This is a genomic window from Flavobacterium sp. (assembly GCF_965262375.1).
Lineage (GTDB): Bacteria > Bacteroidota > Bacteroidia > Flavobacteriales > Flavobacteriaceae > Flavobacterium.
In genome coordinates, this window is record NZ_OZ253527.1 from 141,034 (window position 1) to 167,972 (window position 26,939).

A 26,939-nucleotide genomic window follows, 5' to 3' on the forward strand; every position below is an offset into this window, starting at 1 on the left:
ACAGGTCCTAAATACCTGTTAGGTTTAAATATGTTGTATTTTACTACATTTACAAACGATTACAAAACGAACTATCATGATTTTTAGAGAAGTAAAACGGGAAGATATTCCACAAATTCAATTTGTACGAAACTCCGTAAAAGAAAACACTTTGTCTGACCCTAATTTAGTAACAGACAACGATTGTGCGGAATATATGTTTGAACGAGGTAAAGGTTGGGTTTGTGAGATTGATGGAACCCTAGTAGGATTTGCTATAGCCGATTTAGTGGAAAATAACATTTGGGCATTATTTCTACATCCTGATTATGAACAAAAGGGCATCGGGCGAAAACTTCACGATATGATGCTCGATTGGTACTTTGAGCAAACCACAACCACAGTTTGGCTGAGTACTACTCCTGAAACCCGAGCAGAAACTTTTTATAGAAAATCCAATTGGAACGCTGTAGGCATGCAAGGGGATGAAATAAAATTTGAAATGACAAAAACGGATTGGGAAGCTTATAAAGAAAAAGCAACTCAACTGAGTTAAGAAATTTAAAAAACCTAACAGTTCACGGAGTTCTGTTAGGTTTACTATTTAATAGAAGTCGTTTTTCAATTTTTGGGCTTTTTCTTTATTCTTCATTTTATTCAAATACAGCTCGTATAATTTTTCATAAGTTGTTTTCGAATGTCCTATTTCGTAAGCTTTTTTATAATAAAATTCAGCTTTTTCGTATTCCCCATTATACACATCGATATAGCCTTTTGCTAAACACCCATCTACTTTAGACAATTGCATTAATTCGTTGGCATATTTTTGAGCTTTCGTTTCGCTCCCTCCAACAATTGCGGGCAATTCCATATAAAATAGTACCAATGCCCAGCGTACATTGATGTGTTTACTATCTAAACGGGCGGAAGTTTCAAAGGCCTCACGAATATCCCCAATCATCCCAAGGGCTTTTAGTTTATTGACCGACTTGGCTTTCATGCCCAAAGCCCCCCCATACTTAAACCAGTATTCCGCATTTTGAGGGTCGGCTGTTACTAATTTTTTTCCACATTTGACAGCCACATCCCATTCCTGCATCAAAAAACAAGCTTCACCCAGTTTGTCAATGGCATCGATATTTTTAGGATTTTCCTTTATCAACCATTCAAAAGTACTTTTAGCATAAGCATATTTTTTTTGCTCTAAATACTTCAATCCTTTTTCAAAGGTGGTTTGAGCAAAAGAGACTTGAGCTATAAAAACTAAAAACCAAAAGTGTTTCATTTTAATTAGCGAATTTTCTAAAATAGCCACATTCATTAATCACATCCTGATAATAACTAGTGTGTGAATATTTTGCAATTAAAGTTTTAAACCCTCCAAAATAAACAAAATCAACCTCATAGGGTTTGAACGATGGACTCTGATAAAACGAATTACGTTCTATTTTGGTTAACATATAAATTGCTTTAGCTCGTTGCTCATCATTAGTGGCAATAGCCAAGGCTTGTTGGTAATATTTACCCGCTATCTTATCGTTTACTAACATCCCTTTATAGGTATCATTGATATAGTTTGTCCCATATTGACCAATAATTTTATTATCATAAAAAAGACGTGCATTTCCATAAAAAGACATATTATAAAAAGCATTTCCTAATAGCATCGTATCTGTAAAAACATCGCCACCAGACGCCACTATATCTTGCATTTCATCTATTTTTTTTAGAAAATCAATTTTAGAGTATTTTGTTTTCTGAGTAGCATTGTGGTCGCAATCGATACAATCTTTAATTTTTCCATTAAATGGATTTCCAAGCAACAAAGTATCTTTGTTGCCTTCGGCTAATTCCATTTGTACAACTGCTTCTTTAATTTTGTTAGAATAGGCTAGTTTTATGGCTTTAAATTCATAAATATCTTCCAGCTTTATTCGATACAGGGAAAGTGCAAATTTATCCCACTCAGAAGAGGGATTGCTTTCTAAATAGGTTTGCATTTTTTCCAAACGTTGTGGATTTAAATAGAAATCTTCTTGTGGGAAAAATAACTCCGCAAAAACGGTATTTCCTTGCTTTTTATATAAAGATGCAATGTGTGTTCTACTCCAATCGCTCAAAAACACATATCTTAAGTTTTTTTCCTTATTCCCTTCTTCTTTTAGACTATACACCCATTTTAATAACGGTAATAATTTCTTTTGAGAAGTTTCATCCATCTTTTTTACCGAAGCAATCTCATTGAAGGTTTTAAATAATTTTAATTGTTGTTTAGCTAGTCCAGTTGCGGGAATTGATTTTTCAGCTTGTGCAAAACAAGTTGAGGCAGTCGTATAATTACCATTAATCGTATTCAAATAACCATACGCAATATTCCACAAATAAGGTGTTTTAGTATTACCCGCTTTGGCTATTTTTGCGATAAGGTCAAAGAGTTTGGGACTAAGCGCTTCGGATTTATAAATACTACCAACTTTGCGCTCATAATACGAATCGGTAGCATTCACATTTTGTTCTGCTTTATTTATAGCACGAGTTAACAGCAAATCCAGATGCGCATTAGATGGTTCTAGGGCATAAATTTGTGCCATGGCATCTACTTCGTCGCCATAATAACCATAGAGTGCCCATACCGCCGATTTTTGTGAATTACTTTTACACATTGTGAGTGCTTGCTCAAAATCAGATTGGTTTTGAGGATGAAAACAAAACGTTGCAGTAGTTCGCATTTCTGGACTATTATCAAATACCACCGCATACAAATAATTAGCTGTTGCATACTTTTTAGCTTGATGAGCTATTCCCGCAACGTAAGCTAATCCACGATAATATAATCCGCCTTTAGCAATTGAGGCTTGTGTTCTATTGAAAAAAGTAGCACATTCGGTTCTTTTTTCAGAATAGAAATAAGACTTCATTGAAAGAAACCAATATCTTGATTTAAGAAAAGGGTCTTTTACCGTTTGGTAAACACTTTCCACCGTTTTTGCTTGTTTCAGTGGCATGGCTTCTACAGATTCCATAGTATTCGTATCGTAATCCCAAGAAGGTGATGTAGTAGCATACGGTTCAACCGCTTTGGCTAATTTTAAAAACAAGAAAAATTGACGTACATTTTGGTCCGTCAAACTATACTTCTTTACCAATTTACTTTTAGTATCCTTAGAGGAAATTGCTTTTGTAATCGAACTAAAATCCGCTTTTGAAGAATCAGAAAACATAAAATATTTAAGGTCTTTTTCGGCTAATTTAGTACCTACATATTTTTTCCAATCTGCTATTATAGTTTTTTGACCAAGGTCTAAATAAAAACCGTCTTCGGGTTCATCCCACCCATCAAAACTGGAATAAAACAAGTGATTACTGTAAAACAAATCGTTATAAGACTTGTCTTGTATATAAGCCTCTGGGGCAAAACTCGACATATCAGTGTACCAATCCCATTCGCCTTCGGAACAAAAAGAAAACAGTACGGAAACAAGAAGTATAGAACTAAAAATCAGTTGCAATGGTTTTGAAAAAAGATTCATTTGGATAGTTTTTTATGTTTTTGTAATCTAAATCGTAAAATAATATATGCTCAGGCTTATCACTTAACTTATCAGAGAGCAAGTCGCTCATTTCTTCTAAGGCCTCTTTGCTTATTTCTTCTAATCGCAATTGGTCATTAGCTTGAAAATAGAAACCCTCAAACATGACATTGTGCTTCACAAGAATAGTATTTCCATTTACTTCAAAATTAACATTATTTTCAAATGTTTTTTTATCCAATTTTGAAATTAACTGTACTACGTTGCCTGCTCTACTGTGCACGTACCAAGAAAAAATAGGCAAGGCAATTGATAATTTAAGCGGATAATCTTTTAAATGATACAAATATTTCTTTGCTATAGAAATATCATAAATTGAATTAGTACCCTTTGCCGTCAATTGTCCCATATTATAAAACATCAATACACCATAATCAACAGGAGGTACTCGAGTTTCTTTAAAATATTTAACTTGATGAAGACGTATAGTAACAGAAACCCTAAGTTTGCTTTGCTTTTTTATCAGTGTTAAAAATTTCATATAAGCATCCCTACTTTCTAAAGACCAATCGCAATCAAGTTGAATCTCCTTTACAGCAACATGATTCACCTTATTTATCTGATGAATTAATCGGAGCATTTTAGTTGTCAAATCTGCAACATCGGTAGATTTTGACAAAAAAACTTCATTCTTGATAAATATAACAGGAATAATTTGTTGGCCTTTTACCACATGACTAAAATGAATGGGAGCCACAGGAAAAGGTTGCCCATGACGCAATTCGACATCAAAATAACGCACAAAAAGTTGCTTTACATCATTAGTCGCCAAACACTTTTTTTCGGTCTCAGAAAGTTTAAATTGTGTCCTCCAATAATAAAAAGCGGGGTTAGCAGGTTCCTTTTTAGAACAAGAAAAAATCAGCCCAAGAAGTACCCCAAATAATATCTTTCTCATTTGTATATGCTTGGGGTAAAGATATAAAAAAACCGAACTCAGATTGAGTTCGGTTTTAAGATTCTGAAACAAGTTCAGAATAACAAGTTTTGTATTATTTCACTAAAGTCATCTCGTCAACAATGTGTTTAGCACCTGAGAAATTCTCAATTACCCATAACACATAACGGATGTCACAGTTGATTGTTCTTTGTAATTTTTTATCGAAGATTACGTCACCAGCCATAGCTTCAATGTTACCATCAAAAGCTAAACCGATTAACTCTCCTTTTCCGTTTAATACTGGAGAACCTGAGTTACCACCTGTAATATCATTATCAGATAAGAAGTTTACGTGTAATGTTCCATCTTTATCTGCATAACGACCGAAATCTTTGTTTTTGTTCATTTCTAATACACGCGTAGGTAAGTCAAATTCAGCATCACCTTTTTTGTATTTTTTAACTTGACCAGCTAACGTAGTGTAGTTGTTGATAGTCGCATCATTACGCTTATCTGCTGGTAACGAACGAACTTTACCATACGTTAAACGTAACGTTGAGTTAGCATCTGGATATTTGATATCTCCAATTTTAGAATCACGTAATCCTTGAACCAATTTACGGAATGCCGCACCAAAATCGTTTTGCGCTTTTGCAATCGCATCTGATTTAGATGAAAAATGTGTTAACATATCATTTGACAAAGTGTATAACGGGTCGTTAGTCAATACTGATTCTGTTGGTAAATCTAAGAATGCTTTGATTCTTTCTTTAGAAGTAAAAATACTTAATTCGAAAGCAGCATTTACATATTTAGCGAAATCGCCATTGTATTCTTTGTTGATTTTTTCAACCGCTGGAGCAATAGCATATCCTACTGCTTTAGTGCTATATAATTTTAATTGCGCAGCTAAGATGTCATTTTCAGCTGGAATATGTACTTCTTTGTACAACTCATCCGTCATTTCTATAATAGCAGGAGCTAATTGTGCACGTTTAGCAGCATCAGCTTTAACATAAGTTTCTAATTGTTTACCGATAGTTCTACCAATAGCAGCAAAGTTAGACGTACGGAACATTTGCATCATATAATTATCATGACGTGATTTTTCATTCGTCATTTTATAGAAATTGTTGATAGTCTCAACTACATTTCCATATTGTGCTTTGTTTTCAGCTTTGTTAGCCCAAGCATTGAATTTAGCTTCTTGCGCCGCTTTTGTTTTAGCTGTACCAAATTTAGTCAACGCATCAATCATACCTTGACGGTTTTTCCAGTAGTTTGCTGTTGAAGCAAATTTAGAAGCATACACTAAGTTCAAAGCATCACTTTGATTCATATACTTCTTCATGTTGTCCATACCCGTTTTAGCACCTTCAACCCACGCTGGATAAGCAAATTTTACGTTTTGCTCAATTCCACCTGCTGGCATCCAACGGTTCGTACGACCTGGGTATCCTAAAATCATAGCAAAATCACCTTCTTTCACCCCACCTAAATTAACTGGTAAATGGTGTTTTGGTTTTAAAGGCACATTGTTTTCAGAGTATTCTGCTGGATTTCCGTTAGCATCTGCATACACACGGAACATAGAGAAATCCGCTGTATGACGTGGCCATTCCCAGTTGTCTGTATCACCACCAAATTTTCCTAAACTTTCAGGAGGTGTACCTACTAAACGAACATCTTTATAATCTTGGTACACGAAGTAGTAGTACTCATTTCCTTGAAAGAAAGAACGTACAGAAACTACATATTTACCCCCTTCGTTGTTTTCTTTTTCAATTTTAGAAATCTCAGCGTTGATAGCTTTTTCACGCTCAGCTTCCGTCATTTTATCGTTTACAACTGATAAAATTCTTTTAGAACAATCGTCCATACGAACGAAGAAACGTACAAATAAGCTAGAAGGCTTTAATTCTTCTTTTTTAGAATTTGCCCAAAAACCATTTTTCAAGTGATTTTTTTCAGCAGAAGATAATTCAGCAATTGCATCGTAACCACAGTGGTGGTTTGTTAATACTAAACCTTCTTTTGAAATCATTTCAGCAGTACAACCACCGTTAAACTGTACGATAGCGTTTTTCAAACTGTTGTTGTTGATGCTGTAAATTTCTTCAGAAGTCAACTGAAGTCCCATTTTTTGCATATCGCGGTGGTTCAAACGCTCGATGAACATCAAAAACCACATCCCTTCATCAGCTTTTACACTTGCAGGTACAAGCATTAAAGCAGCAATTAGAGATAAAACTAATTTTTTCATAGTGTTAATTATAATTTTTTGCGTTGCGAATATAACCTAATTTTACACTATCTTAAAAATAGCCCCTTCTTTTAACTACTTTATTAAGTTTTTTTTAACAATTAAAACAGAAGAACATACAAAATTCAAGAGGTTTCGTTTTTTATTAGCTATTTTTTAATGAAATTAGCACTCCAAATGGATTAATTAACTTTTAATTATTTCAAAACAAGGATTTTAATTTAACAACCCTACTCCATGAAAAAATTTATATGGATTTATCTGGCTTCATTGACAACACAAGCCCAAGTTTACAAAAAACCGCTTGTTGAAGCTATTAAAGAAAAAGACTTACGTACTGATATGTATCAATTGGCAGGCGACCAATTTTTAGGTCGTGAAGCAGGCACCTTAGACGAACTGAAAGTTTCTACTTGGTTTACCAAAAAAATGCAAGAAACAGGTATGCAACCCGCGGGTGAATTTGGTACGTATTATCAATTTTTCGATATGTACCGCCATCAAATTAGCCCTAACAGTTATATAAAAATTGGTGGTACTACGCTACGCCTGTGGAAAGACATTCTAGTTGCTGATGTAGTGAATGCTGATTTTAAAACTAACATTGCTTTTGTAGGCAAAGTATAACCTAGTGATTTAGCATCCAAAAACATTCAAGGAAAAGTAGTGGCTATTGAAGTGTCTGATGCCAATATCCAAAAAGAAATGACCCTTTTTGAAAGACGTTACCCAGGGTTTATCAAAACCAAATATTACAATGAAGTTAAAAAACTGGGAGGCAAAGGAATTATTTTTATCACGGATGACATTTCAGAAAAAAGTTGGCCGGAAGTATTACCACAAATGACACGTGGCATGTACGGCATAGAAGGTTTGCGCGACAAAGTTGAAAATACTTTACCTATTTTCTGGACTAAAAAGGTTAACAAAAACTGGTACGAAAGCAACCCTGAAATTGAAATCCGCTTAGAAACCGAAACTTACCAATACCCTTCAGTCAATTTAATTGGTAAAATTGAGGGCACTGACCCAAAGTTAAAAGACGAATATGTATTAATTAGTGGACATCAGGACCATGATGGTATTCGTCACGTAGTCATGAACGATAGTATTTACAATGGTGCGGATGACAATGCCAGTACTTGCGTGGCGATGTTAGCGATGGCTAGAGCGTATCAAAAACAACCTTCAAAACGAAGTATTTTATTTGTATTTCATGGTGCAGAAGAAAGAGGGCTACTAGGTTCTCGTTACCACGCACAGCATTTAGTAGTACCTAAAGAGAAGATTGTAGCGGTACTCAACGGGGATATGATTGGTAGAAACGAATTGGACGAAGCAGCCTTATTAGGTGGTGAAGCACCACACAAAAACTCAGAAGAATTGGTTCAAATGGCATTAGAGGCAAATAATGAAAGCACTAAATTCAGATTTTTAAAAGATTGGGATTTACCAGAACATCCAGAATATTTTTATTTTAGAAGCGACCATGCACCTTATGCAAGAATAGGCATCCCAGCTATTTTCTTTACTTCGGTGTTACATCATCAATACCACACCCCACAAGATGAATCGGAAAACATCAATTTCAAAAAACTATTCAAAATGACCGAATGGATGTACCGAACTTCGTGGAAAGTTGCCAATGAAATCGCAAGACCTAAAGTCTTAGATAATTTTAAATTAGAACGATAAAAATGAAAAAGCCGTTTCAAAATTTGAAACGGCTTTTTACTATCTTAACAAAATGCATTACACATTCAACATCTTCCACAATTTATCTTTCAGCTCCATCAAGCCTTGTTGAGCCACTGAAGAGATAAACATATACTCCATTCCTGCAAAGTCCTTATCTAAATGCGCTTTCATTTCTGCTTTCAATTCATCGTCCAGCATATCCGATTTAGAAATCACTATCAAACGGTCTTTGTCTAACAACTCTGGATTGAAGCGGCGCAATTCGTCTAACAAAATATCATATTGCTCTTTGATATCATCTGCATCAGCTGGTATCAAAAACAACAAGGTTGAGTTACGCTCTATGTGACGTAGGAAATAATGTCCTAAACCACGACCTTCTGCGGCACCTTCAATAATTCCTGGGATATCTGCAATAACAAAAGATTGAAAATCACGATAGGCTACAATTCCTAAATTTGGTTTCAAAGTTGTAAATGGGTAATCTGCGATTTTTGGTTTTGCTGAAGTCAACACCGACAATAAGGTCGATTTACCCGCATTAGGGAAACCTACTAAACCAACATCGGCCAAAACTTTTAGCTCTAAAATCACATCAATTTCATTACCAGGCATACCCGGTTGTGCGTAACGAGGGGTTTGATTGGTCGCACTTCTAAAATGCCAGTTTCCTAAACCTCCTTTACCTCCTTTTACTAAAACCTCTTTCTGACCGTGCTCGGTAATTTCAAATAATACCTCATCAGTATCTTTATCTTTCACCACAGTCCCTAAAGGCACTTCAACAAATTTATCTTCTCCATCATGTCCTGTAGAACGCGAAGAACCACCATCACCTCCGTGACCCGCTTTAATATGACGTAAGAATTTCAGATGAAACAAAGTCCATAAATTCTTATTACCCACTAAAATTACGTGCCCTCCACGACCACCATCACCACCATCAGGACCACCTTTTTCAATAAACTTTTCACGGTGTAAGTGAGAAGACCCCTTCCCTCCTTTACCTGAAGCAGCATATATTTTTACGTAGTCTACAAAATTCCCTTCTGTCATTCTATAAGTATTCCGTGTTCAGTGTTCAGTGTTCAGAAATTACTCCCAAATACTGATTGCTGACCACACATTAATCTATTTCTTTCAAATTACGAACTAAGACTTTATCAATCTTAACACCGTCCATATCCATTACTTCAAATTCCATTTTATTCCAAATGAGCTTCTCGCCTACTTTTGGAATAGAGTCCAATTCAGTCATGATTAAGCCGCTAACCGTTGTCACTTCATAATCATTAATCAAATCGTCCATATCAAAATACGTCAAAAAGTCGTGTAACGAGTAATGCCCGTCGACCAACCAACTTCCATCTTCACGTGCAACTAATTGAAATTCTTCTTCATAAAACTCTGCGGCATCACCCACTAAAGCTTCTAAAATATCATTCAACGTGATAATCCCTTGTAACACTCCATATTCGTCTGTTACAAAAGCATAATGCACTTTGGTTTTTTTGAAAATTTCCAAAGCTTTATACGCCGATGTATGCTCTATAAAATAAACAGGCTCTTTAGCAATGCTTCGCAAATCAAAAGTTGTTGCCTTTTCAAAATTGGCAAACAAATCTTTCAGGAATACCACTCCTATAATATTATCTAAGTTATCCTCACAAACAGGATAAATAGAATGCAATTCACCTAAAACTTGTTCTTTTAATTCCTTAACATCATCCTCTAAAGAAAGATACACTACCGATTTACGATGTGTCATCAATGAATTAACTTTTCGGTCGCCAATATGAAACACACGCTCCACTATGTCCTGCTCAATTTCCTGAACTTCTCCTCCTTCAGTACCTTCTTTAATAATGGCTTTAATTTCTTCCTCAGTAACTTTTCCGTCAGCTGTAGGTTTGATATTAAAAACTTTCAAAATAAAATCCGTTGAACTCGTTAAGAGCCAAATAAAAGGAGCGGTAGCAACGGAAATCATTTTCATGGGTACTGCCACTGCTTTAGCAATTGTTTCAGGATAATTTAAACCGATACGCTTCGGTAATAATTCACCTAATATTAATGAAAAAAAAGTCAAAACCACCACCACTACACCAGTCCCAATACTATTAGAATAAGGTGCTGTTAATGTATAACTAGCAAAAAAGGCTTGTACATCAGTAGTAATTTTATCACCAGAGTAAATACCTGTTAAAATACCAATAAGGGTTATCCCTATTTGTACTGTAGATAAAAACTTGTTGGGTGAATTAGCTAAATCCAATGCTGTTTTCGCACTCGTATTTCCTTTTTTTGCGGCTGTTTCCAACCTGTTTTTCCTTGCTGATATGAGTGCGATTTCTGACATAGAGAAGACTCCATTCAACAATATCAACAAGAGGATTATGACTATTTCCATTTATGATTTTAGTTTGATTTGTTTAAGTTTCAAAGTTATTGTTCTCACAAAACAGTATATACAAATATAATATTTAACCTTTGAACTTGTAACTTTAAACTTTGAACAAAACTTATAAGCTAGCTATTACGTTACTTAATCTTTTTGTTACTTCTTCTATTGTTCCAATACCATCCACGGCATGAAACTTACCTTGCGCTTGATAAAAACCTATAAGCGGTGCCGTTTTTTCGTTGTATTCTTGGTAACGGTTTCTGATTTTTTCTTCGTCTTGGTCGTCTGCACGCCCTGAAGTTTTTCCTCTTTCTAACAAACGCTGTACTAAGATTTCATCATCTGCCTCTAGAGCAATCGTAGCTGTAATTCCTTGTCCTTTTCCAGTTAAAAAAGCATCCAACGCTTCAGCTTGAGCAATGGTACGCGGAAAACCGTCAAATAAAAAACCAGCAGATTCAGGATTTTTCTCAACTTCTGATTGTAACATATTAATCGTTACTTCATCAGGCACTAAATCACCTTTATCCATATACGATTTAGCTAACATTCCTAAGGCTGTTTCATTTTTGATATTGAAACGAAAAATATCACCTGTTGATAAGTGTGTTAAATTGTATTTTTCTTTTAAAAATTCAGCTTGAGTACCTTTTCCTGCTCCGGGTTTTCCGAAAAGAACGATATTAATCATTTTGTATTAAAATTATTTTTATTGTTAATGTTGTTTCTTTTTTATTCAGCTAATTGATAGACTTCTTTTAAATTTCTTCCTAAACCATCGTAATCTAGTCCGTAGCCTACAATAAACTTGTTTGGAATTCGAATTCCTACATAATCTAGCTTGATATCTTTAGTATAAGCTTCTGGTTTAAAAAACAAAGTTGCTATTTTTAAATGCTTCACCTTTTGCTGTTTGAAAATAGTTTTCAATTCCTCAATCGTATTTCCTGTATCAACGATATCTTCAACGATAATTACGCTACGTCCTTCCAGGTTTTGATTTAAACCAATCAACTGCTTAACCTCATTGGTTGATTGTGTCCCTTCATAGGATGCCAATTTTACAAAAGAGAGTTCGCAAGGTGCATCGTACTGTTTCATCAAATCCGACATAAACATAAAAGCACCATTAAGTACCCCTACAAACACGGGCACTTCATCTTGAAAATCATCTTTGATTTGTTGCGCTACATTAGCAATCGCAAAATCAAGCTCTTGTGCTTCGATAAACGATTTGAAATATTTATCGTGTAACTTAATTTCCATACCCTTGGGTTGCATTTAAAAATAAACGGCAAAGATACTATTTAGATTTTAGAATTAAGAATTAAGAATTAAGAATTTTACAATCTAACGAATGATACTAGTTGTACCAACAAAAAAAATAGTATATCGCAAACGAGCTGATTAAGCTATCTTTGCAAGATGAAAACGGATTTTTATCTTCAAGTAGAAAACAGTAGCGCTTCTAGAGCCGAGAGAGAGAAATACAGAAATTTAGTGCTTCGTAAAACCGAGTTATTACCCGAACTCACCTCCTTTGCTTTTACCATTGAGGATAAAAATCATTTTAAAGCTTTTTGGATATTGGAATTAGTTTGTGAGAAAAAACTAAAATTTTTCCTTCCTTATATAGATGAATTCTGTGAAGTTCTGCCCAAATTGAAAAACGAATCTGCCATTCGTCCTGCTTCAAAAATTACATTATTTTTAGCTAAAAGCAACCATCGCGCTAATGGCATTAAGTTAACACAATTACAAGAAAGCCTGCTTATTGAAAATTGTTTCGATTGGTTGATTAGTGATTGTAAAGTTGCTTCAAAAGTATATGCCATCAAAGCCTTATATGTTCTCGGAAGAAAATTTGACTGGATTCATCCCGAATTAAAAAACATTTTAGAACAAAATTACCACCAGCAAACACCTGCTTATCAATCTATTAGCAAAAATATTTTAAAAAAGTTAAAATTTTAATAAAATTTACGGAAAAACCGTAATAATTTTATTAAATATTTTTATAAATTTGAGTATAAACTAAAAAAGAGAGCATATTTTCATTAAAATATTAATCTACACATACAACCTACTTAACAAAAGCACACTTTTAACCCAAAGTCGTCTTTTATAAAACACTTCGACCCAATCGAGGTGTTTTTTTCTTTAACTAGCTTAACATCCACCACAAAATAGGCAACGCTTCTACCCAAAACGAAGAATAATATTTTGAACGAGCTGGATGGACAAAAAAAAGAGCACTCGCAATTACGAGTACAAAAAGCAATGGTATTAATTGAATTTGGACATTATCATTAAGATTATACCGAGCGATTTCCAACCCCAAATAAACCAATAACAATCCGTAACCCAATCTTTTTGTTTTGGACACACCCAATTGCTGTGGAATAGTTTGCAAACTCAAATCATCTTTAGATAAATCGACTATTTCAAAAATGAGCATCAAAACAAAAACAATTAAAAATCGTTGAAAAACATAAATCCAAATCGAGCTGGTTAACTCAATTTCCGCATTCATAACAGGTAGGACTCCCGTAACGATTGCCCAACTTAATGCCACCAAATAAATTTTAACCCCACTCCAATTTCTAAAATTAGTTCTTTTAGGCACCATAGGTAAAGCATAAAATCCCGTCAAAAGTAACGCACCTATCCCGATGATTTGTGTTATTTGGTTAAGTTGAAGAAAATAGTACCCACAACATATAGCCGAAACAAGGCTTAACAAGGCTATCAATTTCAATTGTGTATGCCAAACAACTTTTTTAACTCTAGCCAATTCATCATATTTAATAAAATTGTAACCCACAATGGTTCCGTAAAAAGCAAAATAAGCAACCGATTCGTCATAGGGCAACTGAAAATCAATCAGCGTGATTCGCACCAGCGCATACACCGACAAGGCGACATGCACACTGCTGGTGATGTAAAAATCGAGGGTTTTAACGAGACAATTACTCATTTTCTATGGTTACATATTGTTTAATTTCGGTTCCTTTTTCATCTATCACAGTCAGCAAATGTTTGCCCGTTGAAGTGATAATAGGCATTTCGTGAAAAGTTTGTGTAGTCCCTTTATATTGATTGTCAACATACCAAAACACTTTTGCTTCTTTGTTTGCATGAGCAATTTTAAAAATAACTGGCTGTACCTTTCCTTCAAAATTTTTAGTCAAATAAATTTTACTTTGAGGTCTTGGATATATGAATCCCATTGCGGTTGCCTGTACTCCTTGACAATCGGAGCGATAAGGAGGCAACGGTCTGTAATCAATATGCAAACTCTTATAATACCATTCCATTACGGGAGGCAAGACAAACCACGATTTGGTTTGCATATAATTGACATCCTCGCAGGTACTATTTACTTGAAATTGCCCCGTTCTATCCAAATGAATGGTTTTATGATAAGGACAAACTTTGGTCTTGGTGCCACTTTTTGGGATGAGTTGTTTTACTTTCGGACAACCTTCTTTCGCTAAATAGCCACTCAAAGCACAACAATCCGTCGCAATTAAATCGTTTGGTTGCGCAAACCATTTTTTTCGAGGTAACAAATTAAACACATCAAACAAAACAGGCCCAGCACTATCCAGTCCCGTTAATTGTGGACGTCCTTCCCCAGAAGCATTACCTACCCAAACACCCACTACATAATCACTATTAGTACCTATCGCCCAAGCATCGCGATTACCAAAACTCGTTCCTGTTTTCCAGGCCAACTGAATAGAGGAGTCGTAAAAACGCCATGCTTCATCGGCCTCGGGACGATTCACTTCTTTCATGGCATTGTAAGTGGTATATATGGCTCCTGCTCCAAGGCATATTTTTTGAGAAACCTCAGAACCAAAATCTTGCTCCATCCCTTTTTGATAATTCAACTCACAAAATTCCTTTTCCCGATAAGTATTATAGTTAGTAAAATGATTCAAGGTTGCGGTTAAATTAGCATACGTCCGAGTTAAATCCCACAAATTACTTTCCGCACCCCCAAGAATCAAAGACAGTCCGTAATGGTCGGGATGCTTGTTGATATTTTTCAATTTGTAGTATTGCAACGTCTCATAAAACTTATGTACCCCATGTTCTTGCAACATGAGTACAGCGGGTACATTTAACGACCTAGACAATGCGCGTTGCGCTGGAACTGCACCATCAAAAGTCAGATTGAAATTTTGGGGTGCATACCCCGAAATCTGCGTAGGTACATCTGCTATTAATGTATTGGGCAATAGTTCACCATCATCTATCATCGAGGCAAACAGCAATGGTTTCAATACACTACCTGTACTTCTAGGCGCTGTAATGATGTCTACATCTTTATCGTGTAGGACATCTGTGGGGGTATTGCCCACATAGCTTAAAATATTTCTATTCTTAACATCCAAAACAATTACCGCCATATTGTGTACTTCATTTTGACTGTATTGACTGTAATACTGACGTACAATTTGATTGACCCTATTTTGCAACGAAATATCAATGGTGGTTACTATCTTTTTTCCTAGATTTTCTTTGGCAACTTTTTGCAATAAATGCGGTGCAATTTGCGGTAAAGCATAAGGTTTTTGGGGCAAAGGTTCTGTGATGGCTAAATCAAAGGTCATTTTATCAATGGTTCCATTATCCAAAAGTTTCTTCAACAGACGATTGCGTTTTTTGAGTAAGATTTGCTGATTTTTACCTGGATAAATTAATTTGGGCGCATTGGGCAAAACCGCTAAAGTGGCACTTTCTGCCCAAGATAATTGATGGGGTTGCATCCCGAAATAACGCCAAGAGGCCATTTCTAAGCCTACAACATTTCCTCCAAAGGGCGCATGTGAAGCATAAAGCTCTAAAATTCGTTCCTTGGAATGACGAAATTCTAATCGGGTTGCCAAAACTATTTCGATGATTTTTTCAAAATAGGTACGCCTCTGATTTTTCCGTGCCAAACGAATGACTTGTTGCGTTAAGGTACTTCCTCCACGCACCACACGACCCGCCTCACGGTTTTGCTGAACAGCTTTAGCCATAGCCACAGGGTTAAATCCTAAGTGCCAATAAAAATGTTCGTCTTCAAAATTGACAATACATTGCTTAAATTTTTCAGGAATACTGTCGTTTTCTGGGAAACACCATTGTCCATCACTGGCAATTTTAGCACCTAGCAATTCTCCCGTGTCGCTTTCAATAACCGTTGAAAAAGGCTCAACGAATAAGGTTCGAGGCAACGAAAAACAATATATAAGCAACAGGACGAAACCAATAATCGATTTTTTTATATTGGAAAGTATCCATTGTTTTATTTTTATGAATCGATTATATATTATTTTTTTCAATTTTATTTTTAGACCTAACAGGTTTTGAAAACCTGTTAGGTCTGTATTTGAAATTTTATTTTTATTCGTCATACCATTCAATCATTGTCAAAACTTCGGTCTGTCTTAATAGATGGGCTTCTTCAAAATTTTTAATACCATCAAAAAGTGACAAAATAAATTTTCTTTCTAATTTGGTTTCATATCCCGACAAATAAATATTGTACGAAGAATGTTTGTAATTCCTAAAGTCTTCTACAAAACCATGTTTCACAGGGTTTAGGTGCGTATATAGAATCAATTTTCTCAAATATTCCTCGTCAGAAATTTTGTTCCTTTTGAGATGTTCTTGAAAAAGACTTCCTGAACGACCGTAGTACTTATTAATACTTTTGGTATAGGCATTGAATAAATTAGAAAAAGGCAAATGAATTTTATGTCGTACTTTTTCTGATAATTCTTCTTCTGATTTAATTTTTAAAACTAGATGAAAATGATTTTTCATCAAACAGTAGGCATAAATTTCAGCAATCGGCAACAGATATTTTGCAACCAATTGAAGAAAATAAGCATAATTTCTTTCTTCTATAAAAATAGATTCAAAATTATTACCTCGATTGTAAATATGATAATACCCATCACATTCGAAAACCTCTTGTTTCATTACATCTCTTCAAATAATTAAAATTTAAACCCGTTGTATCATCTTGTCCAAAATTATTTTATCTCCCTCAGAAAAGTCCTAACAGGTTTTGATAACCTGTTAGGTCTTAAAGCCCGAGATTAACATACTATTCAAAATAATTAATCCGTCAGCAACAATTCCATCTCCAATTGTTGTGCAAAATTCTCCAAGCCAAACTCCTCCAGTACTCCTTCTATTTCAATCCTAGTATCGATATTAATAAAACTAACGAGTTCTTTTTCTTTTTCGGCTATGTCTTGTAATAGACCACTCGCAACCCCTTGTTTGCGATACTTGGGTGCTACCGCCAATTGATGAATTCTTCGTTCCATAGGATTAAAAACAACATAACCTACCAATTCTTCTTTGAGAAGTGCACCATAAAAATCAATTTTTTCTCCCAAACTCACTAAGGTATGTTCAGCATTTTGCCAAGTGGGTTCTAAATCCCAAAACAATTTTAAAACTGTCCAATCGATAGTTTCCATTTTAGCGACTCTAACGGATTCATTTCTTTTTTGACCTTCAAGTAATTTACCTTTGAAACAATTTAGCAGACGAATTTCTTTGAAACCCATTTTTTGATAAGCTTTAAGAGCAAAACTATTAATTGCAAAAACTTCTAATTTAATTTTAGAAAAACCTTCTGTTTTTATCAAGGGCAAACAATGAGTAATCATTCTACAGGTCAAATTCTGACCTCTATGCGAAGGAATCACACCAGTTCCTCCGTTATAAAGTATTTTCTCACCATTTACAATTGTTCCAAAATGCAAAACAAAACCAACCAATTGGTCGTTTTCAAAAGCACCAACCGATACATCTAAACGTACTTTTTCTACTAAAAATTTACGTTGTAAAGCTTCTTCACTGGTTTTTATTGGAACAAAATAATCTGAAAAAGCAAGATTAAAAACACGAACTATTTCCTCTAGTGGAGTCGTGCATAAATTTTTAAATTGAATCATTTTTGTATATTTTAGACCTAACAGGTTTTACTTATTTCACAGAGATACTCAGAGTTTCACAGAATCACACAGAGTTAAAATTACTTAGTGGGACAAAAAAACAGTAAATCTGAAAGTCCCAACAGAGTTTCACCTTAGAAAAAAACTTCTTTAAACTCTACGTCACCATTCTGTGACTTTTCAAAATGCAAAATTCAATACTCAGAAATACTCAGAATTTCACCGAGACACATAGAGTTCAAATCACTTAATGGGACACAAAATCAGTAAATCTTAAAGTTACAACAGAGTTTCATGATATAAAAAACTTCATAAAACTCTGTGTCTCCTTTGAGTGTCTTTGTGGAATAATAAAATTTACTTCACAATTTGCACCCATTGTCCTTTACTTCTCGCCATGAAACTATTATCATACATCGCTTCACATTGTACCCCTGGCAAATAATAGGTTCCTAAATAGGAGGCGTTTAACAGCATTGTAAATACTCTAGTTTCCCCCGATTTTAATCCAAAATAATAGTTTGCTCTATCATCACGGATGTCAATATAATCGGCATTATTTTCAGTAGCATTTCCAAAATCAGTGAAACGCGTATTGACAATCTCAAAACCAGAAGGCAAAATTTGTGTCAAGGCTATATTAGGCACAAACTCATTTTTAGTATTCCTTAAAACAACCTCAGCAATCAATTCGGTTCCCTGGGCAATTTTTGAAACATTCACAACCGCACCTTTTCGGTCTTTGAAAATCACGGAAGCGGTTACATTGTTTGACGCTACTTTTTCCTGACCTACAGGCAAAATACCACTATTGATAATGCGCACAAAAAGCGTATTGTTTTTTGCATTCTTAAGAATCACTTTACCAACGCCTCCTTGAGTTACAAGAGTTCTTTGTGCAATCGCTTTTGACGAACTTATTTTTATCACTTTTCCACCATTGTTCAATTGAACCTCAATCCCTTTTCCTCCATTGAATTTAGCAAATTTAGCCATCGCATATAAAGCATAAGCCGTAGTTTGTGTACTCATCCAATTGGCAGAGGAAAGACTTTTAGCCAAAGTAACAGCGGTACCAAAAGCTTTTTGTTTTTGTCCTAACAAGACTAAACTCTCTAAGGTCATTGCACGATTCCTATCCTCAGAACCATAATTATAAAAATAACCACGCTGAGTATCATTAATATTGGTTTGGCGCAACAAACTCATGGCTACCGTGTTTTGTTTCACTAAGGCATAAGCCGAAGCCAATCGGAGTTTGGTTTCATTACCAATACCTTTGGTTTCTCTTAAACGATTCATGGATGCTAAATCAGGAGCCCCTGCCAAAGCTAAGGTGTACAAACGATAGGCTTGATTCAAATCGGTATTATAATCCGTATCCATTCGCCAATGCTTAGCTATTTTTTGCTGATATCCAATCCATTTCGATTTAAAATTCAACGGCAAGGCGTAGCCTTTTTGTTCGGCTTCCATCATAAAATGTCCCGCATAACTGGTTCCCCAGTCGTCAGCCGTAGTATTGCCTTGCCAATAACTCATCCCGCCATTAGGCAATTGGAAGCTCGTTAAGCGTTCCATTCCTTTGGTCACATTTTTTTGAATGGCTTGTTTTTTAGCTTCTTCTAAATCCACAACATCTGCTAGATATAATTGTGGAAAAACTGAAGAAGTTGTTTGTTCCACACAACCATGCGGATATTGAATTAAATATTCCAAACGTCTACCAAAATCAATCGTTGGAATAGACGATATTTCTATCATAGCTTTATTACTTCCTGCTACGCCAAACGATTTCCAAGTCAATGCTTTTTGAGTGCTTCCAGGGAGTAAATCATCGGTGGTTAAAGACGTAACTGGATTAGGATTGGTCACATCAACCTCAACTTCATAAACTGATTTTTCTTTACCAGAAGTAGCAATGACTTGAATGGTTCCAATGCCTGTTGTACTTCCCACACTTAAATCAAAATACGCCATTTTTTCGTCAGGTGATGCAAATTGCACTTTTTGCACAGCACTTCCTAACAAACGGACTTTATTATTTGTTTTTACTTGAACCGTCACATTTTTAATGTGTTGTTCCGTTGCAAAAAGAGTTACGGGTAAAGTCACTTTTTCCGAAGGTGACATTTTTCTTGGTAAAGAGGCTAAAACCATCAACGGACTTTTCACTGCGGTTACTTTTTCAGCCATACCATACGCTCCTTTATCCGCATTGGCCGCGACCACCATGGTTTTTACTGAACCTATGTATTTTGGCAACTTGATGGCATGTGTTTGCGAATCGCCACTACCTAATTTGAAAGGACCGTAATAACGAACCACAGGTTTAAAACGATTGGCTTTTTTTGCACTGGCCGCCCCTTTGTCTACATCACCTCCAATACTGAATATTTGGTTCACACGACCACCATAAGCCCCAATCACATTATCATAAATATCCCAGGTACGCACGCCTAAAGCTTCTCGAGCATAAAAACTATCCCAAGCATTTGGCGTTTTAAATCGGGTTAAATCCAACAAGCCTTCATCAACCACGGCAAGTGTATAGGTCATCGCTACGCCGTTTTCCTCACTTACTTTTACATTGACCGTAGTTTCTGGACGCATGACTTCTGGCATGACAATTTTTGGTTTCAACAAGGTCGCTTTGTCTACTACACTAATAGGCACAATACCATACATACGAATAGGCGCGTCATTTTTAGTAGAGGCATGAGGACGCAACATGGTAATGTTTACATACACATTTGGCGCCATAGCACCTGTAATATCTAAATCGACTTGTGTTTCCCCTTCAGTGGTTTTATGCCAAAACGATTTAACCACCCGAGAACCATTTTCAATAGAAATCAACGCGCGTCCACCGGCACTGGAAGGAAAGAAAATTTTGGCTGTTTCGCCTACATTATATTCTTTTTTATCGGTTGAAAAACGCAACATGGTTGCTTCTTTACCATCGGTATTCTTTGAACGTTCTGACCAATACGGATAATCTAAAAATACCGTATTCCCAGTTGCATGCCCATCATTAGGGTCGATAGCACGCACCAAATACCTACCCCATTCGTCTTCAGGAACTGAAAAAACAACATCTCCTTTACCCGAGGCATCTGTATTAATTACATAGGTTTTATAAGCGGTAGTAGAAGTACTGGTATTATAATTAGATAAATTGTCTGAAGATTCATCCCACCACCATCTTGAGTCTATTTTGTACACACGTACTTGTAAACCACGCACCGACTTAGGTTGTCCATTTTCATTTAAAGTCACAAATTCATAGCGGTTATTTTTTCCTGTTTCTAATAAACCGTATTTGTTAGGTTCAGGTGTTTTTATCCCCACATAGGTGGCATAAGGAGAGTATTTTACCGCACTTACATCGGTACTCACATCACCTCCTTGTTCGTACACTTTAGTAATAAAGGCCGCGTTCAACATTCCTGGTGCTTGTCCTTGCAAATTAGGGTCTATGCTAAAACTTGCTTGTCCTTGAGCATTAATTTTACCCGAATAAATATTAACTTCTTCCGTAGAAAAACTTCGTGTAGGGTCGTCAAACACAAAACTATCATATCCTTTAAACGTAGTAGTCTGTTGCGAAAATTTAGCCTGTACTTCCGTTTTTAAATCTTTAGCCACTGCGCCATGCATCCAAGTCACTTTTACCACATTGGCATTTGTTCTAGAGGCTGACATTATGCTTTGATTGAAACTATTTCTAATTTTCAAACGATTCGGTTTGATGGTCTCCACTTTTACACTTTTGTAAAAACTTGCTCCACCAACACTTACCACTGCTTCCCAATTTCCTGTAATGGCTGAGGCTTGTGTCACAGCTCCAAACTTATAATGATTCAGCGCATTACTGCGTGTAAGGCTTTGATACACCGTTTTGCCTGTTGGGTCATTCAAACGGAATTTTATAGGATGATTTTCAGGAATTTTATTAGCATTATCATTTAAAATAAACGCCAAATGGATAGAATCCCCTGGACGCCAAACTCCTCTTTCTCCATAAATATAGCCTTTTAATCCCTTTTGAAGGGTTTCACCAGACACATCAAAATTACTCAGCGATAACGACAACTCATCATCTAATTTAACATAAGTCGTGTTTTTCCCTTGGGTCACCACCGCGAAATAGGCAAACTTTTTTAAATCGAAAGATACCATCCCGTCTGAATTGGTAGCTCCAGTCGCTAATTTTTGCTGTTGGTAATTATACAAATCCACTCGAGCACCACTCACAGGGTCCGTCGAAACAATGTCACTCACCGCAATTGAAACGCTTTTGTTATTCCCTCTTTTAGCAATCACCCCTAAATCCGTCGCTAAAATATTGGTCGCTACTTTAGTATTGTAGTAGTAATAATCAGTACATGGGTCTTGACTTTGACGCCATTCATAATCTTCCTCATAATAATAATCGTAACTATTTCCGCTATAATTCACATCATCTTCTTCAACCTCGTCTTCCTCTTGCGTTACCGTTTCATTTTCACCGCTACATTTGTACAACGAATAACTTTTTTTGAATGACAACTCCACACGATAAATTGCTCCTGGCTCTGTTTGCACAATTTTAGTTAAATCTAAGGCATAAGTATTCCATTTGGTATAATCCAACAATTCATTTTGCTTGAGTTCTAAGGTGGTTTTTGAAACGGGCTGGCTTACCTTTTTCAAATTCTGATTGCCATTAATTTCATTATCTTGTAAAAACTGAAGGATGTTGTTTTTGTATATTTTATAAATCTTAACATCAATTTTTTTCAAGTTTGCAGCTTCAAAATTGACACGCATATCATTTGAACTTGGCAAAATCGTTCCATTTTTCAAGAATTTAACGGCGGGATTTATAGGGTCAAAGTCAATGTTTCTGGTATAATTTGTTTGTAATTCATCTCCATAAATATTTTTTATCCCTTGAAAAATCTCTACCACTTTAGTTCCATCCACTTTTTCAGCAGTTACTGGCTCTTCATAACTTTCCTCTTCCTCATACGAAGTTTCTTCTTCTACTGGGGCAGCTTCCACAGCGGTGGCGGCAGCTTCCTCAACCACAACCGCAGCCGAATCGACACTTGCTGAATCTACCAGAGCTGAGGCATCTTCAACCGCAACAGCAGCGGAATCAACCGCTTCTACAGGTTCCGCTAGTACAACTTCTTGCACTTTTTCTTCAGGCTGATGGTTGTTAAAGAATACTTTCAAGACATTGCCAATCGTAGCATATTTTACCCCATCGGTATTTTGAATATTCACCAAACCGCTAAAATCTTGGTCTTTTTTGAGAGGGTCTGAAAAGTTAATCGATAGTGATTGATTGTTCTCGTCAGCGATTTTCACAGACATCACTTTAAAATCATTTTTTGCAGGAATTTCAACTACTAACGTACCTTCTTGGTCAATATCTGCGGAATCTCCATCCCATTCCAATTCCATGCTACTGGATTCTTCAAATCGTTTGATGCCTTTCACTCGGAATTTGAATTCGGTAGCAGTACTCGCCTCTTTATCAAAACTAACTTCCAAATCATCACCATTTTGAGTAGACTCAATTAAATCTTCCGCCTCCTCAAAATCAAGCACATCGGCAGTTTTGAGCGTTCCATTCATATAATAGGTTTCTTTATCGGTCGATTGTAAATCGTCCATCTTTACCACAAAATCTTGCTTGATGGTTTTTAAAGAAAAATTAAAATCTTCTAATTCCTTGGGTACTTTTTTGATTTCACCCAATTTTAAAGACACTTGATACAAGGTGTTTTGGTCTAATTTGTCATTAGGAACAAACGCTACTGTATTTTGAGATAAAGCGATTAATTTACCACTGACACTCGGCGAAATGTCAATCAAATCAGCATCTAATTCTTGATTAACTTTCCAACTCGGATTGTTAAAAGCTAATTGTACTCGAATGTCTGACTTGACCGAGACATAACCCGAGGTAAATGCCGAGACATAATCTTTAAAAAGTTCAAAATTGGAATCAAAATCGTTCCCTCTTTTCCCACAAGAGAACAACACGGAAAGCGCCAAGAAAAAGCCTAGCAGTTTGGAAATTTTCATAGATGAAAAAACATTAGTTTGAATAATTGACTAACGTAAATGTAAGGGTTTTAATATAAAATTTCACATAAAAATTAATTTCGTGAAACCCCTACTGATTTCCTTAAAATAATAGTACTTTTGTGGCACTCAAAACAACACACATATATTATTGATTGAATGAGAACAGATGCTTTTGCTTTAAGACACATTGGTCCAAGAGAAGAAGACCAACAACACATGTTCAAAACCATTGGAGTAAAGAACATGGACCAACTTCTATATGAAACTTTCCCTGACGGAATTCGTTTGAAAGAAGATATCACTCTTGACCCAGCTATGACAGAATATGAGTACCTAACTCACATCACACAATTGGGTGCTAAAAACAAAGTTTTTAAATCATATATCGGTTTAGGCTACCATCCAGCGATTGTACCACCCGTTATCCAACGTAATATTTTTGAAAACCCAGGATGGTACACGGCTTACACGCCTTACCAAGCAGAAATTGCACAAGGCCGTTTAGAAGCTTTATTGAATTTCCAAACTATGGTTATCGAATTAACTGGAATGGAAATTGCCAACGCCTCTTTATTAGACGAAGGTACGGCAGCAGCAGAAGCCATGGCGTTATTATTTGACGTTCGTACTCGTGACCAAAAGAAAAACAACACTAATAAATTCTTCGTTTCAGAAGAAATATTACCTCAAACTTTATCTGTATTAGAAACGAGAGCAACTCCTATTGGCGTTGAATTAGTAGTGGGTAACCACGAAACTTTTGAAGCTTCTACAGAATTCTTCGGAGCTTTAGTACAATATCCAGGAAAATACGGTCAAGTATATGACTATAGCACTTTTGTAGCTAATGCTAACGCAAAAGACATTAAAGTAGCTTTCGCAGCTGATATTTTATCATTGGCAAAATTAACATCTCCAGGAGAATTAGGTGCTGATGTTGTAGTAGGAACTACACAACGTTTTGGTATCCCAATGGGATTCGGGGGACCTCACGCTGGTTTCTTCGCGACAAAAGAAGAGTACAAACGTTCGATGCCAGGAAGAATCATTGGCGTTTCTATTGACGTAAACGGAAACCGCGCCTTACGTATGGCATTAGGAACTCGTGAGCAACACATCAAACGTGAAAAAGCTACTTCAAACATCTGTACAGCTCAGGTATTATTAGCCGTTATGGCTGGTATGTATGCCGTTTATCACGGACCAAAAGGATTACAATATATTGCTGACAAAGTACATGCTTCGGCAGTAACTACAGCAAAAGCTTTAGCTTCTTTAGATATTAACCAAGTAAATTCATCTTTCTTTGATACGCTTTTAGTAAAAGCAGATGCTGAAAAAGTAAAAGCAATTGCAGAGAAAAACGAATTCAACTTCTTCTATCCGAACCAACATTGCGTAAGTGTTTCTTTCAACGAAACTACTTCATTAGCGGACATCAATACGATTATTGCCATTTTTGCTGAAGCAGCTGGTAAATCGGCAATTCACGTGTCTGAATTAGCTACTGAAACACACATCCCTTCTAACTTAATCAGAACATCTTCTTTCTTAGACCATGATGTATTCAACAATCATCATTCAGAAAGTCAGTTGATGCGTTATATCAAAAAATTAGAGCGTAAAGATTTATCGTTAAACCATTCGATGATTTCATTAGGTTCTTGTACGATGAAATTGAATGCAGCGGCAGAAATGTTACCTTTAAGCCAAAGCAACTGGAACAATATGCACCCGTTTGCTCCTGCTGACCAAGCACAAGGCTACCTAACGATGCTTAAAAAACTAGAAGAACAATTAAATGTGATTACTGGTTTCAAAGGTACATCGTTACAACCTAACTCAGGAGCTCAAGGAGAATACGCTGGGTTGATGGCTATTCGTGCGTACCATGAATCACGTGGGGAAGGTCACAGAAATGTATGTTTAATTCCTTCTTCGGCTCACGGAACAAATCCTGCATCGGCAGCTATGGCGGGAATGAAAATCATCGTAACGAAAACAACTCCTGAAGGAAACATTGACGTAGAAGATTTAAGAGCTAGGGCTATCGAACACGCAGCTAACTTATCTTGTTTGATGGTGACATATCCTTCTACACATGGTGTTTACGAATCAACTATCATTGAAATCACCAACTTAATCCACGAAAACGGCGGATTAGTATATATGGATGGTGCAAATATGAACGCGCAAGTAGGTTTAACAAATCCTGCAACTATTGGCGCTGATGTTTGTCACTTAAATTTACATAAAACATTTGCTATCCCTCACGGTGGTGGTGGGCCTGGTGTAGGACCAATTTGTGTAAACGAAAAATTAGTTGACTTCTTACCTACGAACCCAGTAGTAGCAACAGGTGGCAAAAATGCTATCTCAGCTATCTCAGCAGCTCCTTACGGTTCGGCTTTAGTATGTTTAATCTCTTACGGTTACATCACGATGTTAGGAGCAGAAGGTTTGAAAGAAGCTACACAACACGCTATCTTGAATGCGAACTATATGAAGACACGTTTAGAAGAACATTATCCAGTTTTATATTCTGGGGAAATGGGACGTGCAGCTCACGAAATGATTTTAGATTGTCGTTCATTCAAACAACAAGGCATTGAAGTAGGTGATATTGCAAAACGTTTGATGGATTATGGTTTCCATGCGCCAACAGTATCTTTCCCAGTAGCAGGAACGTTAATGGTAGAACCAACGGAATCAGAAGATTTAGCAGAATTAGACCGTTTTTGTGACGCTTTAATTTCGATTAGAAAAGAAATTGCAGAAGCTAACGCTGAAAATCCAAACAACCCATTGAAAAATGCGCCACATACCTTAGCGATGTTAACCGCAGATTCTTGGGATTTACCATATTCAAGAGAAAAAGCAGCCTATCCATTAGAATATATTGCTGAAAATAAATTCTGGCCAAGTGTTCGTCGTGTAGACGATGCTTATGGCGATAGAAACTTAGTTTGTTCTTGTGCGCCTATCGAGGCTTATATGGAAAGCTAGTTCTGTAATAATATAATTTTAAAACAGCCTTTACTTTTGTAGAGGCTGTTTTTTTATGGAAAAG

Annotated in this window: 16 protein-coding genes and 1 pseudogene; 4 read left to right on the plus strand and 13 right to left on the minus strand. The window is 36.1% G+C overall.

Annotated elements, in window-relative coordinates:
• Positions 1-76 precede the first annotated feature (76 nt).
• A complete protein-coding gene (locus ACQY29_RS00715) occupies positions 77-535 on the plus strand; it encodes a GNAT family N-acetyltransferase (RefSeq protein ID WP_428223368.1) in 459 nt (152 codons plus the stop codon).
• A 48-nt stretch (positions 536-583) separates the two neighbouring features.
• On the opposite strand, the gene ACQY29_RS00720 is transcribed toward ACQY29_RS00715, so the two are convergent.
• The 4 genes from ACQY29_RS00720 to ACQY29_RS00735 form a co-directional block, all read right to left on the minus strand.
• The gene (locus ACQY29_RS00720) at positions 584-1,264 is read right to left on the minus strand and encodes a tetratricopeptide repeat protein (protein WP_428223369.1); all 681 of its coding nucleotides are present in this window, start codon (positions 1,262-1,264) and stop codon (positions 584-586) included.
• Position 1,265: 1 nt separating this feature from the next.
• Positions 1,266-3,509, minus strand: a complete 2,244-nt coding sequence (locus tag ACQY29_RS00725; protein ID WP_428223370.1) for a hypothetical protein — start codon at positions 3,507-3,509, stop codon at positions 1,266-1,268.
• Entirely contained in the window at positions 3,472-4,467 is a 996-nt protein-coding gene (locus ACQY29_RS00730; protein ID WP_428223371.1) for a hypothetical protein, read from the minus strand. Before ACQY29_RS00730 ends, ACQY29_RS00725 begins: the two co-directional genes overlap by 38 nt.
• 94 nt (positions 4,468-4,561) lie before the next feature.
• Entirely contained in the window at positions 4,562-6,712 is a 2,151-nt protein-coding gene (locus tag ACQY29_RS00735) for a S46 family peptidase (RefSeq protein ID WP_428223372.1), read from the minus strand.
• Positions 6,713-6,949: 237 nt separating this feature from the next.
• On the opposite strand from ACQY29_RS00735, the pseudogene ACQY29_RS00740 reads away from it, so the two are divergent.
• Positions 6,950-8,407, plus strand: a pseudogene (locus ACQY29_RS00740) (M28 family metallopeptidase).
• 57 nt (positions 8,408-8,464) lie between these two features.
• Here ACQY29_RS00740 and obgE read toward each other — a convergent pair.
• The 4 genes from obgE to hpt form a co-directional block, all read right to left on the minus strand.
• Positions 8,465-9,466: a GTPase ObgE gene (gene obgE / locus ACQY29_RS00745; RefSeq protein WP_428223373.1), complete on the minus strand. Its 1,002-nt coding sequence runs from the start codon at positions 9,464-9,466 to the stop codon at positions 8,465-8,467.
• A 70-nt stretch (positions 9,467-9,536) separates the two neighbouring features.
• On the minus strand, positions 9,537-10,769 hold the full coding sequence (locus ACQY29_RS00750) for a hemolysin family protein (protein ID WP_428225853.1): 1,233 nt from the start codon (positions 10,767-10,769) through the stop codon (positions 9,537-9,539).
• A gap of 163 nt (positions 10,770-10,932) precedes the next feature.
• The gene (locus ACQY29_RS00755) at positions 10,933-11,505 is read right to left on the minus strand and encodes an adenylate kinase (protein ID WP_428223374.1); all 573 of its coding nucleotides are present in this window, start codon (positions 11,503-11,505) and stop codon (positions 10,933-10,935) included.
• A gap of 41 nt (positions 11,506-11,546) precedes the next feature.
• The gene (gene hpt, locus ACQY29_RS00760; RefSeq protein WP_428223375.1) at positions 11,547-12,080 is read right to left on the minus strand and encodes a hypoxanthine phosphoribosyltransferase; all 534 of its coding nucleotides are present in this window, start codon (positions 12,078-12,080) and stop codon (positions 11,547-11,549) included.
• A gap of 159 nt (positions 12,081-12,239) precedes the next feature.
• Between hpt and ACQY29_RS00765 the strand changes: the two genes are divergently transcribed.
• On the plus strand, positions 12,240-12,788 hold the full coding sequence (locus ACQY29_RS00765) for a hypothetical protein (protein WP_428223376.1): 549 nt from the start codon (positions 12,240-12,242) through the stop codon (positions 12,786-12,788).
• Positions 12,789-12,978: 190 nt separating this feature from the next.
• On the opposite strand, the gene ACQY29_RS00770 is transcribed toward ACQY29_RS00765, so the two are convergent.
• The 5 genes from ACQY29_RS00770 to ACQY29_RS00790 all read right to left on the minus strand — a co-directional run bounded on the left by ACQY29_RS00770 (position 12,979) and on the right by ACQY29_RS00790 (position 23,866).
• Positions 12,979-13,791, minus strand: coding sequence for a hypothetical protein (locus ACQY29_RS00770; RefSeq protein WP_428223377.1), 813 nt, complete (start codon positions 13,789-13,791; stop codon positions 12,979-12,981).
• Positions 13,784-16,159, minus strand: coding sequence for a penicillin-binding protein 1C (gene pbpC / locus ACQY29_RS00775; RefSeq protein WP_428225854.1), 2,376 nt, complete (start codon positions 16,157-16,159; stop codon positions 13,784-13,786). Before pbpC ends, ACQY29_RS00770 begins: the two co-directional genes overlap by 8 nt.
• A 55-nt stretch (positions 16,160-16,214) precedes the next feature.
• Complete coding sequence (locus ACQY29_RS00780) at positions 16,215-16,796, minus strand: transposase (protein ID WP_428223378.1); 582 nt, start codon at positions 16,794-16,796, stop codon at positions 16,215-16,217.
• 140 nt (positions 16,797-16,936) lie between these two features.
• Positions 16,937-17,785 (minus strand): GNAT family N-acetyltransferase, encoded by an 849-nt coding sequence (locus tag ACQY29_RS00785; protein WP_428223379.1) that lies wholly within the window; start codon positions 17,783-17,785, stop codon positions 16,937-16,939.
• Between the two features lie 357 nt (positions 17,786-18,142).
• Positions 18,143-23,866 carry an alpha-2-macroglobulin family protein gene (locus ACQY29_RS00790; protein ID WP_428223380.1) on the minus strand — a complete coding sequence of 1,908 codons (5,724 nt, stop codon included), beginning with the start codon at positions 23,864-23,866 and terminating at the stop codon, positions 18,143-18,145.
• Between the two features lie 159 nt (positions 23,867-24,025).
• On the opposite strand from ACQY29_RS00790, the gene gcvP reads away from it, so the two are divergent.
• Positions 24,026-26,875, plus strand: coding sequence for an aminomethyl-transferring glycine dehydrogenase (gcvP, locus tag ACQY29_RS00795; protein ID WP_428223381.1), 2,850 nt, complete (start codon positions 24,026-24,028; stop codon positions 26,873-26,875).
• The last annotated feature ends 64 nt before the right edge of the window (positions 26,876-26,939 follow it).

Excerpts from the sequence above, each read along its gene's own strand:
- ACQY29_RS00715 (WP_428223368.1), top strand. The coding sequence starts at position 77 with ATGATTTTTAGAGAAGTAAAACGGGAAGATATTCCACAAATTCAATTT.
- ACQY29_RS00720 (WP_428223369.1), bottom strand. The coding sequence starts at position 1,264 with ATGAAACACTTTTGGTTTTTAGTTTTTATAGCTCAAGTCTCTTTTGCT.
- ACQY29_RS00725 (WP_428223370.1), bottom strand. The coding sequence starts at position 3,509 with ATGAATCTTTTTTCAAAACCATTGCAACTGATTTTTAGTTCTATACTT.
- ACQY29_RS00730 (WP_428223371.1), bottom strand. The coding sequence starts at position 4,467 with ATGAGAAAGATATTATTTGGGGTACTTCTTGGGCTGATTTTTTCTTGT.
- ACQY29_RS00735 (WP_428223372.1), bottom strand. The coding sequence starts at position 6,712 with ATGAAAAAATTAGTTTTATCTCTAATTGCTGCTTTAATGCTTGTACCT.
- obgE (WP_428223373.1), bottom strand. The coding sequence starts at position 9,466 with ATGACAGAAGGGAATTTTGTAGACTACGTAAAAATATATGCTGCTTCA.
- ACQY29_RS00750 (WP_428225853.1), bottom strand. The coding sequence starts at position 10,769 with ATGTCAGAAATCGCACTCATATCAGCAAGGAAAAACAGGTTGGAAACA.
- ACQY29_RS00755 (WP_428223374.1), bottom strand. The coding sequence starts at position 11,505 with ATGATTAATATCGTTCTTTTCGGAAAACCCGGAGCAGGAAAAGGTACT.
- hpt (WP_428223375.1), bottom strand. The coding sequence starts at position 12,080 with ATGGAAATTAAGTTACACGATAAATATTTCAAATCGTTTATCGAAGCA.
- ACQY29_RS00765 (WP_428223376.1), top strand. The coding sequence starts at position 12,240 with ATGAAAACGGATTTTTATCTTCAAGTAGAAAACAGTAGCGCTTCTAGA.
- ACQY29_RS00770 (WP_428223377.1), bottom strand. The coding sequence starts at position 13,791 with ATGAGTAATTGTCTCGTTAAAACCCTCGATTTTTACATCACCAGCAGT.
- ACQY29_RS00780 (WP_428223378.1), bottom strand. The coding sequence starts at position 16,796 with ATGAAACAAGAGGTTTTCGAATGTGATGGGTATTATCATATTTACAAT.
- ACQY29_RS00785 (WP_428223379.1), bottom strand. The coding sequence starts at position 17,785 with ATGATTCAATTTAAAAATTTATGCACGACTCCACTAGAGGAAATAGTT.
- ACQY29_RS00790 (WP_428223380.1), bottom strand. The coding sequence starts at position 23,866 with ATGAAAATTTCCAAACTGCTAGGCTTTTTCTTGGCGCTTTCCGTGTTG.
- gcvP (WP_428223381.1), top strand. The coding sequence starts at position 24,026 with ATGAGAACAGATGCTTTTGCTTTAAGACACATTGGTCCAAGAGAAGAA.